The 12,418-nt window shown below is 69.4% G+C and carries 7 protein-coding genes; 3 read left to right on the top strand and 4 right to left on the bottom strand.

Features of this window, described 5'->3' with window-relative positions:
• Positions 1-47: 47 nt before the first annotated feature.
• The 4 genes from ACFXAZ_RS25350 to metH form a co-directional block, all read right to left on the bottom strand.
• The gene (locus tag ACFXAZ_RS25350) at positions 48-1,628 is read right to left on the bottom strand and encodes an ABC transporter substrate-binding protein (RefSeq protein WP_384595542.1); all 1,581 of its coding nucleotides are present in this window, start codon (positions 1,626-1,628) and stop codon (positions 48-50) included.
• A 79-nt stretch (positions 1,629-1,707) separates the two neighbouring features.
• The gene (locus tag ACFXAZ_RS25355) at positions 1,708-3,312 is read right to left on the bottom strand and encodes an ABC transporter substrate-binding protein (protein ID WP_384595545.1); all 1,605 of its coding nucleotides are present in this window, start codon (positions 3,310-3,312) and stop codon (positions 1,708-1,710) included.
• Positions 3,313-3,764: 452 nt separating this feature from the next.
• Positions 3,765-4,460, bottom strand: a complete 696-nt coding sequence (locus ACFXAZ_RS25360; RefSeq protein ID WP_384595547.1) for an HAD family hydrolase — start codon at positions 4,458-4,460, stop codon at positions 3,765-3,767.
• Between the two features lie 219 nt (positions 4,461-4,679).
• Positions 4,680-8,195 (bottom strand): methionine synthase, encoded by a 3,516-nt coding sequence (gene metH / locus ACFXAZ_RS25365; protein WP_384595550.1) that lies wholly within the window; start codon positions 8,193-8,195, stop codon positions 4,680-4,682.
• A 653-nt stretch (positions 8,196-8,848) separates the two neighbouring features.
• On the opposite strand from metH, the gene ACFXAZ_RS25370 reads away from it, so the two are divergent.
• The 3 genes from ACFXAZ_RS25370 to glpK all read left to right on the top strand — a co-directional run bounded on the left by ACFXAZ_RS25370 (position 8,849) and on the right by glpK (position 12,388).
• Positions 8,849-9,613 carry an IclR family transcriptional regulator gene (locus tag ACFXAZ_RS25370; protein WP_384595553.1) on the top strand — a complete coding sequence of 255 codons (765 nt, stop codon included), beginning with the start codon at positions 8,849-8,851 and terminating at the stop codon, positions 9,611-9,613.
• Positions 9,614-9,944: 331 nt separating this feature from the next.
• Positions 9,945-10,736: an MIP/aquaporin family protein gene (locus ACFXAZ_RS25375; RefSeq protein WP_384595556.1), complete on the top strand. Its 792-nt coding sequence runs from the start codon at positions 9,945-9,947 to the stop codon at positions 10,734-10,736.
• 113 nt (positions 10,737-10,849) lie between these two features.
• A complete protein-coding gene (gene glpK / locus ACFXAZ_RS25380; protein WP_384595559.1) occupies positions 10,850-12,388 on the top strand; it encodes a glycerol kinase GlpK in 1,539 nt (512 codons plus the stop codon).
• Positions 12,389-12,418 lie beyond the last annotated feature (30 nt).

A 12,418-nucleotide genomic window follows, 5' to 3' on the forward strand; every position in this document is an offset into this window, starting at 1 on the left:
CGTGGCAGTGGAGGGGCGCCCTGTGCCGTGCGGGGGCGGGGAGGGGCTCAGCCCTTGCTGATCTCCCAGAAGCGGAACACCGTGGAGGCGTCCAGGCAGTACTCCAGGCCGTACACGCCGTCGCCGACGACGGCGTACTGCTTGGCCTGCCAGACCGGGATCATGGGGACTTCCTCGGCGACCAGGTCCTGGAGCTGGTCGTAGTCCTTGTCGGTGGCGGCGCGGTCGCTCTGGGCGGCGGTGCGCGGGATGAGGGTGTCGGTGATGGTGCTGTTGGTGTAGTTGTTGCCGAGCACATTGCCCTCGCCGAAGAACGGGGCGGTGAAGTTGTCGGGGTCGGGGTAGTCGGGCACCCAGCCCTTGACGTAGACGCCGTACTTGCCGTCGGCGATGTCCTTCTCGTACTGGTCGAAGTCGACGGACTTGACTTCGGCGTCGAACAGGCCGCTGGCGTTGAGCTGGTCGGCTATCGCCTTGAGTTCCTGGTCGGTGGCGGGGCCGTAGCGCGACGGCGTGGACCACAGGGTGAGTTCCACCGTGTCGGTGATGCCGTCCTCGGTGAGGGCGTCCTGGGCCTTGGTCTTGGAGGGGCTGGCGCCGTAGGTGTCGAAGAAGGCGGTGTTGTGGCCGCTGATGCCCGCCGGGATGATCGAGTACAGCGGGGTGGCGGTGCCTTCGTAGACCTTTTGGACGAGGGCCTCGCGGTCGAGGAGGTAGGCGATGGCCCTGCGGACGCCGAGCTGTCCGGTGACCGGGTCGTCCATGTTGAAGACGAGGTGCTGGACCTCGGCGCTGCTGCCCTCGACGACCTCGGTGCCGGTGCCGTCGGAGGAGCGTTCGATGTCGGCGATGTCGCCGGCGCTCAGTCCGCGGTAGGCGATGTCGACGGCGTTGTCGGCGAGTGCGGTCTTCAGGGCGCCCTGGTCGCCCTTGTAGAACTTGAGGGTGACGCCTTCGTTGGCGACCTCGGCGGTGCCTTCGTAGTACTCGTTGACGGAGAACACGGCCTGGTCCTCGGAGAAGGACTCCAGCTGGTAGGGGCCGGAGCCGACGGCCTCGCCGTCCTCGCGCAGGGCGTCGGCGTCGTAGGAGCGGTGGTCGACGATGGAGCCGGCGCCGGAGGCGATCTTGCTGGGGAAGGTGGCGTCGGAGGTCTTCAGGTGGAAGACGACGGTCTTCTCGTCGGGGGTCTCGACGCGGTCGAGCGTCGGGAACATCACGGCGGGGCCGTCGGGGTCGTCGATCTTCAGCAGGCGGTCGAAGGAGTACTTGACGTCCTTCGAGGTGAGGGCGTCACCGCTGCTGAACTTCAGGCCGTCCTTGAGGGTGCACTTGTAGAGGGTGCTGGCGGTGTCCGTGAAGGCGCAGCTCTCCGCGGCTTCCGGCTGGGGCTCGGTGCTGCCCTTGGGGAAGCTGAGCAGGGACTGGAAGACGTTGTTGAAGAGCAGCCATGAGCCGGGGTCGTAGCCGGAGGCCGGGTCGGTGGCGAGGACGTCGTCGGACATGCCGATGACGACGTTGCCGCCGTCGCCGCCGGATCCGCCGCTCTGGGTGCCGCATCCGGCCAGCAGGCCGCCGGCCAGCCCTGCCACGAGCGGCAGCACGGGCCACTGGTTGCGCTTGTTCACGGGGATTGCCTTGTCGTCGTTCGGGTCGGACCTGGAGGCGTTGCGGTGGTGCGGGCCCGGTCGGGGATCTGGGTGGGCGTCAGGCGCCCACGCCGCGGTTCAGCTCCCACAGCTGAAGGGTGGAGGAGGCGTTGACGGCGTAGGCGGTGCCGGTGATGTCGTCGCGGGCGGCGACGTACTGCTTGCCCTGCCACAGCGGGATGACCGGTACGTCCTCGGCGACGATGTCCTGGATCTCGGTGAGTGCGTCGGTGGCGGAGATCCGGTCGGGCTCGCGGCGGGAGTCGGGGATGAGGGTGTCGCGGATGCGGGTGTTGGTGTAGGGCGACTTGAGGAAGTTGTCCTTGTCGAGGAAGGGTGCGAGGAAGTTGTCGGCGTCGGGGAAGTCGGGGAACCAGCCCATGCCGTACACCTCGTACTCGCCGTTGCGTTCGGCGGGGATGAAGGTGTCCCAGGCGGTGCCCTTGATGCTGACGTCGAACAGGCCGCTGTCGTTGAGCTGCTTCTGGAGCACCTCGAACTCCCGCTTGGTGGCGGCGCCGTAGTGGTCGGTGGTGTAGTTCAGGGTGAGCTTGACCGGGGTGGTGACGTCGGCGTCGGTGAGCAGGGCCTTGGCCGCGGCGGTGTCGGGGTCGCCGTACTTGTTGAGGAACGAGTTGGAGTGGCCGGTGACGGCGGCGGGGACGAGCGAGTAGAGGGGCTCGGCCTGGGTGCCGTAGACCTCGGAGACGAGGGAGCCGCGGTTGATGAGCTGGGCCATGGCCTGGCGGACGGCCTTGTCGCGGACGCTGGGGGCGTCGGTGTCGAAGGCGAGGTAGCGGATCTCCAGGCCCTGGACCTCGACGAGTTCGATGGAGCCGTCGGTGCTGTTGGAGAGTTTGTCGATCTGCTCGGGCGTCATGGAGCGGGTCATGACGTCGATGTCGCCCTTCTCCAGGGCGGCGCCCATGGCGTCGGCGTCGGCGAAGGAGCGGATCTCGGCCTTCTCGTTGTTCACCGTGAGGGAGCCCTTGTAGTTCGGGTTCCTGGTGAACACGGCGGAGACCATCTCGCCGTCCTCGATCGTGGGCTCGATGGTGTAGGGGCCGGAGCCGGAGATGTCGAAGCCGTCGCGGAGCTTGTCCTTGGCGTAGTCGTCGGGGTTGACGATGCCGGCGACGGGGGTGGACAGCTTGTACGGGAAGGTGGCGTCGGCGGTCTTGAGGTGGAAGATCACCTCGCGGTCGCCGGAGGTCTCGATGGTGTCGATGGTGGACAGCAGGGCGAAGACACCGCTGTCGGCCTGGAGGGTGAGGGCGCGGTCGATGGAGTACTTGACGTCCTCGGCGGTGATGGCGTCGCCGTTGGAGAACTTCAGGTCCTTGCGCAGCTTGCAGACGAAGCGTTCGTTGCCGCTGTCGGTGAAGGTGCAGCTCTCGGCGGCCTCGGGGACGGGTTCGCCCTCGCCGCGCGGCTGGACCATGAGGGTCTGCACGGTCTGGCGCAGGACGTTCCAGCTGCCGACGTCGTAGGCGTAGGCGGGGTCCACGGGCGCGGGGGCGTCCTTGGTGGCGATGAACCGGTCGGTGGTGCCCGTGACGATCGCGTCGCCCCCGCCGCCGGCGCCGTCGGATCCCCCGCAGGCGGCGAGCGCCGGGACGAGCAGACCGGCCACGGCCGGCAGCACCAGAATCTTGCGGTTCATGCTCGGGTTTCTCCAGGGCTTCGGGTCCGTGCATCGCACACGCAGGGGTGGCGCGGTGGATGCCGGGGGTGGGAGCGGGGTCTCGCGACGAGGTTAGTCGGCGCCCGCAGCGGGGTTCGTGGAGCCCGGAGTTGGTTCTTCATCACGCTGCGAAACCGGGTGTGGACGCACCGAAAACCCGACAGTGGAAGGATTCGTGCAGCTTTTCACCAATCAGGACACAACGGTGCGTCAACAGCGATGTAACGAGGGCGAAATCGGGGCGGAAAGCACACGCCTGTTGCCCTGTCGACCCCGCGTGACGTGGTGAACGTCACATCGTCAACGAGAGGTTCAGGCATCGGGATTCGGTTGTCGGGGCGGGAGGAATGCACGCGCCCGGAACTGGCCCAGAACCGGCCCGGACGTCTGACGGGCACGGGTGTCGTCAGGCGGCCATCAGACGGGTGTCGTCAGGCGGCCATCAGGCTGTGCAGGAACGCGAGGTTCACCTCTTCCAGGGAGTTCACGACGGTGCGCCGGGCGGCCGGTGCGATGGGTGCGACGGAGGGCACGGCGACGACATGGCAGCCGGCCGCCTCGGCGGCGGCGACGCCGGTCACGGTGTCCTCGACGACCGCGCACCGGGCCGGGTCCACGCCGAGTCCGGAGGCGGCCAGGAGATACGGGTCGGGGTGCGGCTTGGTGCGGGCCACCTCGTCGCCCGCGACGGTGAGCGTGAAGTGGTGTGGGCCGAGCGAGGTGAGGACCCGGTCGATGATGCGCCGGTGCGAGGCGGAGACCAGGGCCGTGGGGATGCGCTGGGCGGCCAGTTCGGCGAGCAGCCGGGTGGCGCCGGGCATCAGCGGCAGGGCGTGGTCGATGCGGTCCTCGAAGCCCTGGTTGAGCAGACCGGTGAGGTCGGCCAGGGCGATGTCGGCGCCGGTGGCCTCGATGAGGAACCCGGCGCTGCGGGTCATCGGGCCGCCGACCACGACATGGCGCCAGGAGTCGTCGAGCGTGTGGCCGAGTGCGGCGAAGATCTCGACCTCGACCTCCCACCAGAAGCCTTCGGTGTCCACCAGGGTGCCGTCCATGTCGAGGAGCACGGCCTGAAGACCGGAGCCTTCGGCCGTACGGGTGTGAAGCGCGGGGACGGTGGTCGTCATCCGGCGTACCTCCTTGGGGGACGACCAGGCCGGTTCCCGCGCGGGGAACCGGCCTGGCGTGGACCGACCAGTGTACGTCGGGTTCGATCAGAGTGCCGGATGAGTTCGAACGGGCACCGGGAGCCCCGTTCGTCACATTGAGTCACCTGGCGGCACCCCGACGCACCCCGACCGCTGCGTCACCCTGAGTCACCGAAACCCTGGAGACCCCTGGAGGGCTCAGCGGGCGTTGAAGTACTTCGCCTCCGGGTGGTGGATGACGATCGCGTCGGTGGACTGCTCGGGGTGGAGCTGGAACTCCTCCGAGAGCTGTACGCCGATCCGCCCGGGCTCCAGCAGCTCGGCGATCTTCGCCCGGTCCTCCAGGTCGGGGCAGGCGCCGTAGCCCAGGGAGAAGCGGGCGCCCCGGTACTTGAGGGCGAACATGTCCTCGACATCGGCCGGGTCCTCCCCGGCGAAGCCCAGTTCGGAGCGCACGCGCGCGTGCCAGTACTCGGCGAGGGCCTCGGCGAGCTGGACGGACAGGCCGTGCAGTTCGAGGTAGTCGCGGTAGGCGTCGGCCTCGAACAGCCGGGCGGTCTCCTCGCCGATCCGGGAGCCGACGGTGACCACCTGGAGGCCGACGACATCCTTCTCGCCGGACTCCTCGGGGCGGAAGAAGTCGGCGAGGCAGAGGCGGCGGCCACGGCGCTGGCGGGGGAAGGTGAAGCGGGTGCGTTCGTTGCCGGACTCGTCCAGGATGATCAGGTCGTCATCCTTGGAGACACAGGGGAAGTAGCCGTAGACGACGGCCGCTTCCAGCAGGTTCTCCGTCTGGAGCCGGTCGAGCAGCCCGCGCAGCCGGGGCCGTCCCTCGGTCTCCACGAGGTCCTCGTAGGTCGGTCCCTCGCCGGTGCGGGCCTGCTTGAGTCCCCACTGGCCCTTGAACAGGGCGCCCTCGTCCAGCCAGGAGGCGTACTCCTTGAGCTGGATGCCCTTGATGACGCGGGTGCCCCAGAACGGCGGCTCCGGTACGGGGTTGTCGATGGCGACGTCGGAGCGGACATGGCCTTCCTCGGGTCGCTCCTCGGCCACCGTGGCCGCCGCCGCCCGCACCCGGCGCTGCTTCAGCTCCGGCAGCTTCGCCCCGGGAACCCCGCGCTTGACGCCGATGAGGGCGTCCATCAGGCGCAGGCCCTCGAACGCGTCGCGGGCGTAGCGGACCTCGCCCTGGTAGATCTCGTGCAGGTCCTGTTCGACGTAGGCGCGGGTGAGGGCGGCGCCGCCCAGGATGACGGGGAAGTCGGCGGCCATGCCGCGGGCGTTCAGCTCCTCCAGGTTCTCCTTCATGATCACCGTGGATTTCACCAGCAGCCCGGACATGCCGATGACGTCGGCCTTGTGCTCGGCGGCGGCGTCGAGGATCGCGGAGACGGGCTGCTTGATGCCCAGATTGACCACGTTGTAGCCGTTGTTGGAGAGGATGATGTCCACGAGGTTCTTGCCGATGTCGTGGACGTCGCCGCGCACGGTGGCGAGCACGATGGTGCCCTTGCCGGCCTCGTCGGTCTTCTCCATGTGCGGTTCCAGATGGGCCACCGCGGTCTTCATCACCTCGGCGGACTGGAGCACGAACGGCAGTTGCATCTGGCCGGAGCCGAACAGCTCGCCGACCACCTTCATGCCGTCGAGCAGGATCTTGTTGACGATGTCGAGCGCGGAGGTGTTCTGGAGCGCCTCGTCGAGGTCGGCTTCGAGGCCGTTGCGTTCACCGTCGATGATCCGCCGCTTGAGGCGCTCGTCCAGCGGCAGCGCGGCGAGTTCCTCGGCCCTGCCCGCCTTGAGGGACTTGGCGGTGGCGCCCTCGAAGAGGGCCATCAGCTTCTGGAGCGGGTCGTATCCCTCGGCACGCCGGTCGTAGATCAGATCCAGGGCGGTGGTGACCTGCTCGTCGTCGAAGCGCGCGATGGGCAGGATCTTGGAGGCGTGCACGATCGCCGAGTCCAGTCCGGCCTTGACGCACTCGTCCAGGAAGACGGAGTTCAGCAGGATACGGGCGGCCGGGTTGAGGCCGAAGGAGATGTTGGACAGGCCGAGGGTGGTCTGGACGTCCGGGTGGCGGCGCTTGAGTTCGCGGATGGCCTCGATGGTGGCGACGCCGTCGCCGCGGGACTCCTCCTGGCCGGTGCAGATGGTGAAGGTCAGGGTGTCGATGAGGATGTCGGACTCGTGGATGCCCCAGTTGCCGGTGAGGTCGTCGATCAGCCGTTCGGCGATCTCGACTTTCTTCTCCGGGGTACGGGCCTGGCCCACCTCGTCGATGGTCAGCGCGATCAGCGCGGCGCCGTGCTCCTGGGCGAGCGCGGTGACCTTGGCGAAGCGGGACTCGGGGCCGTCGCCGTCCTCGTAGTTGACGGAGTTGATGACGGCGCGTCCGCCGAGCTTCTGGAGTCCGGCCCGGATCACGTCGACCTCGGTGGAGTCCAGCACGATCGGCAGGGTGGAGGCGGTGGCGAAGCGGCCGGCCAGTTCCTCCATGTCGGCGACGCCGTCCCGGCCGACGTAGTCGACGCACAGGTCGAGCAGGTGGGCGCCCTCGCGGATCTGCTCGCGGGCCATCTCCACACAGTCGTCCCAGCGCGCCTCCAGCATGGCCTCGCGGAACTTCTTCGACCCGTTGGCGTTGGTGCGCTCGCCGATCGCCAGGTACGAGGTGTCCTGCCGGAACGGCACCGACTGGTAGAGGGAGGCGGCGCCCGGCTCGGGCCGGGGGTGGCGCTCGGTGGGGGTCTGCTCGCGGACCCGCTCGACGACCTGCCGCAGATGCTCCGGGGTCGTCCCGCAGCAGCCGCCGACCAGGGACAGCCCGTAGTCGCGTACGAAGTTCTCCTGGGCGTCGGCCAGCTCCGGCGCGGACAGCGGGTAGTGGGCGCCGTCCGAGGTGAGGACCGGCAGACCGGCGTTCGGCATGCAGGACAGCGGGATGCGGGAGTGCCGGGCGAGGAAGCGCAGGTGCTCGCTCATCTCGGCGGGGCCGGTGGCGCAGTTCAGGCCGATCATGTCGATGCCGAGCGGCTCCAGCGCGGTGAGCGCGGCGCCGATCTCCGAGCCGAGCAGCATGGTGCCGGTGGTCTCGACGGTGACCGAGACGACGAGGGGTACGTCGTAGCCGGCGGCCCTCATCGCACGCCGGGCGGCGATCACGGACGCCTTGGTCTGGAGCAGGTCCTGGGTGGTCTCCACGAGCAGCGCGTCGGCGCCGCCGGCGAGCAGGCCCTCGGCGTTCGCCTGGTAGGCGTCGCGGATCAGCTCGAACGTGGTGTGGCCGAGCGTCGGCAGCTTGGTGCCGGGGCCCATGGAGCCCAGCACCCAGCGCGGCCGGCCGTCCTGGGCGCCGAAGTCGTCGGCGGTCTCGCGGGCGATACGGGCCCCGGCCTCGGACAGTTCGAACACGCGCTCGGGGATGTCGTACTCGCCGAGGGCGCTGAGGTTGGCGCCGAACGTGTTGGTCTCGACGCAGTCCACCCCGGCGGCGAAGTACTCGGCGTGCACGGAGCGCACGATGTCCGGGCGGGTGACGTTGAGGACCTCGTTGCAGCCTTCGAGCTGCTGGAAGTCCTCCAGGGTCGGGTCCTGCGCCTGGAGCATGGTGCCCATGGCGCCGTCGGCGACCACCACACGGGTGGCCAGCGCCTCACGGAGCGCGGACGCGCGGGTCCGGGGGTCGGCGGAAGGGGTCGGCGGCACAGAGGCCATGAAAGGGCTCCCTCGATGCGACGGCTGTCGGCTTTGCGTCCTGGTCAGGATGCGCTCGGACGGTACCGGGCGCTTCCCGGAGCCCTCCCCGGCACCACCGCGGGTCCTCCCGGAGGTGGCACCCGGCCTCGGCCGGACGCTCCTGCGGACGGTACCCGGCCAGTGCCGGACGCTCCCCCGGTTCACACCCGGGCGGTTCCCGGGCGCTCCCCGAATCGAGGACGCACGCCGCCAGGGTAGCCGGGAGAGCGCGAAAACAGTGAGGACGTCCAGGGGACGGACGGGTGCGGGGGTGGATTCCGCCCTGCGCAGCCCTGTGGGGCGGCAACTTCGGGCCCCGGCGCCACGGGGTCCGCGGGACCAGGGACAATCCCCCAGGAACCCGAGGGGATCACCATCCCTGACGCTCCGGCACGACACGCCCCGGAAGGACACGCCCCGGGACGACAGACATCGGGACGACACACATCGGGACGACCCGTACTCGTACAGCTCGCACGACCCGCACCATCCACACAACGCGCACCAGCGCGACACACGCCGTCCGACCGTTGGCGGGACGTCGGCGCCCACGAGTAGTGTTCGACAATGCCGAACGGTGGCCGTCAGGCCCCGGCGCGGTGTCGACGAGGACGGACGGAGGCAGGACGGCGATGGCACGGAACATCCAGTCGCTCGAACGGGCCGCCGCGATGCTGCGGCTGCTCGCGGGCGGCGAGCGGCGGCTCGGTCTGTCGGACATCGCCTCCTCGCTCGGCCTCGCCAAGGGCACCGCGCACGGCATCCTGCGCACCCTCCAGCTGGAGGGCTTCGTGGAGCAGGACGAGGCGTCGGGGCGGTACCAGCTGGGCGCGGAGCTGCTGCGCCTGGGCACCACGTACCTGGATGTGCACGAGTTGCGCGCGCGGGCCCTCGTCTGGACGGACGACCTGGCGCGTTCCAGCGGCGAGAGTGTCCATCTGGGGGTGCTGCACCAGCACGGGGTGCTGATCGTGCACCACGTCTTCCGGCCCGACGACAGCCGGCAGGTGCTGGAGATCGGCGCGATGCAGCCGCTGCACTCCACGGCCCTGGGCAAGGTGCTGGCGGCGTACGACCCGGTGGCGCACAGCGAGGCGCTGGAGAGCGAGCGCAAGCCGTTCACCGACCGGACGGTGTACGACGCCGAGGGCTTCGAGCAGGTCCTGGATCTGACGCGGGCGCGGGGTTACGCGGCGGACGTCGAGGAGACCTGGGAGGGCGTGGCCTCGATCGCCGCGCCGATCCACGACCGGCGGCGGATGCCGGTCGGCGCGGTGGGCATCACGGGCGCGGTGGAGCGGGTGGCGCGCGACGGGGAGCTGCGGCCGGAGCTGATCGCGGCGGTGCGGGACTGCGCCCGCGCGGTCTCCAGGGACCTGGGCGCGGGGCGTTTCTGAGAGGTCTCCCGGCGGGCGCCGAGCCCCCCGGCCCACAAGCCGACAGGTCGACTTCCGGGCTTCGCCCTACCCTGAAACGAACAGATCGCCCAAAAAGGGATAGATCGTAGCCACGGTTGACAACAGATACCGATCAGTATCGATCGGACTTCCGACAGCGGAACCCCTTGACGCATGCGTAGCGCCAGAGCAAGACTCGCGTCCATCGGTCGGCATTGTCGAACACCAGACGGCAATACGCGTCACGGTGGGCGGACGGTGCGGGCCGGCGGACCCCTGAAAGGGATGAAGGGGTTCTGCTTCCCCTGGACGAAGGACAAAGGAGTCGCGGGTGTCCAGCTCCGACATCTTCATCGGCGAGATCATTGGTACCGCCCTGCTCATCCTGCTCGGCGCCGGCGTGGTCGCCGCCGTCTCGCTCAAGGCCTCGAAGGCCCGTAACGCCGGCTGGCTGGCCATCACCTTCGGGTGGGGCTTCGCCGTCATGGTGGCCGTCTATGTCTCGGCGCCGCTCTCCGGCGCCCACCTCAACCCCGCGGTGACCCTCGCGCTGACGATCGAGGACGGCAAGTGGAGCGACCTGCCCATCTACTGGGGCGGTCAGCTGCTCGGCGCCATGATCGGCGCGGCCCTCGTCTGGGTGGCGTACTACGGCCAGTTCCACGCCCATCTCACCGACCGCGAGATCGTCGGCGACCCGACCCCACGCGGCGCGAAGTCCGTGGAGGCCCGGGAGCGGGGTGCGGGCCCGGTGCTCGGCATCTTCTCCACCGGTCCCGAGGTGCGGAAGGTATGGATGAACCTGGCCACCGAGATCATCGGCACGTTCGTCCTGATCATCGCCATCCTCACGCAGGGTCTGAACAACAACGGCAACGGTCTGAGCGTGCTCGGCGGTCTGGTCACCGCCTTCGTCGTGGTCTCCATCGGTCTCTCCCTCGGTGGCCCGACCGGCTACGCCATCAACCCGGCCCGTGACCTCGGCCCGCGGATCGTGCACGCCCTGCTCCCGCTGCCGAACAAGGGCGGCTCCGACTGGAGCTACGCCTGGATCCCGGTGGTCGGCCCGCTGATCGGCGGCGCCGCGGCGGCCGGGCTCTTCAACGCCGCATTCCCCCATTGAGCCGAGACTTGAGCCGGGACGCCGACCGGGTGGGACCGGGCAGCAGCCGTCCCCCCGAGCGCACGCCCCCGAAGTCCCCGGACCACGGACCACGGAACCCCCAGGAGCACACCGTGAGCGACGCCCACACCGCCGGACCGTTCATCGCCGCCATCGACCAGGGCACCACCTCCTCCCGCTGCATCGTCTTCGACCGCGACGGACGGATCGTCTCCGTCGACCAGAAGGAGCACGAGCAGATCTTCCCGAAGCCGGGCTGGGTCGAGCACGACGCCAACGAGATCTGGACCAACGTCCAGGAGGTCGTCGCCGGAGCCATCGAGAAGGGCGGCATCACCCGCGACGACATCAAGGCCATCGGCATCACCAACCAGCGTGAGACCACCGTGCTGTGGGACCGGCACACCGGGGAGCCGGTCCACCACGCCATCGTCTGGCAGGACACCCGCACCGACGCCCTGTGCAAGGAGCTGGGCCGCAATGTCGGCCAGGACCGGTTCCGCCGCCAGACCGGCCTGCCGCTGGCCTCCTACTTCGCCGGTCCGAAGGCCCGCTGGCTGCTGGACAACGTCGAGGGACTCAAGGAGCGCGCCGAGGCCGGCGACATCCTGTTCGGCACCATGGACACCTGGGTCATCTGGAATCTGACCGGCGGCGTCGACGGCGGCCACCACGTCACGGACGTCACCAACGCCTCCCGCACCCTGCTGATGAACCTGCACACCATGCAGTGGGACCCGAAGATCGCCGACTCCATCGGCGTCCCGCTGGCGATACTCCCGGAGATCCACTCCTCCTCGGAGGTGTACGGCGAGATCAAGGGCGGCCGGCTCGGCGAGCTGCTCGGCGGCATCCCGGTGGCCTCGGCGCTCGGCGACCAGCAGGCGGCGCTGTTCGGCCAGACCTGTTTCTCCGAGGGCGAGACCAAGTCGACGTACGGCACCGGCACGTTCATGGTGATGAACACCGGCGGGAAGATCATCAACTCGTACAGCGGGCTGCTGACGACCGTCGGCTACAAGATAGGCGACCAGGACACGGTCTACGCCCTGGAGGGCTCGATCGCGGTCACCGGCTCGCTGGTGCAGTGGATGCGCGACCAGATGGGCCTGATCTCGACGGCCGCCGAGATCGAGACCCTCGCGCTGACCGTCGAGGACAACGGCGGCGCGTACTTCGTACCCGCCTTCTCCGGTCTCTTCGCGCCGTACTGGCGTTCGGACGCGCGCGGGGTCATCGCCGGTCTGACCCGGTACGTCACCAAGGCGCACCTGGCCCGTGCCGTGCTGGAGGCCACCGCCTGGCAGACCCGCGAGATCGCGGACGCCATGACGAAGGACTCCGGCGTGGAGCTGACCACCCTCAAGGTGGACGGCGGGATGACCTCCAACAATCTGCTGATGCAGACCCTCGCGGATGTGCTGGACGCGCCCGTGGTGCGTCCGATGGTCGCCGAGACCACCTGCCTCGGCGCCGCCTACGCCGCCGGTCTCGCGATCGGCTTCTGGAACGGCACCGACGAACTGCGCGCCAACTGGCGCCGGGCCGCCGAGTGGACCCCGCGCATGGACGCGGAGACCCGCGAGCGGGAGTACAAGAACTGGCTCAAGGCCGTCGAGCGGACGATGGGCTGGCTGGACGACGAGAGCTGAGACCCGGACGGGAGCTGACCCGCCGGCCGT

The sequence above is a fragment of the Streptomyces sp. NPDC059477 genome, from assembly GCF_042749375.1.
GTDB lineage: Bacteria > Actinomycetota > Actinomycetes > Streptomycetales > Streptomycetaceae > Streptomyces.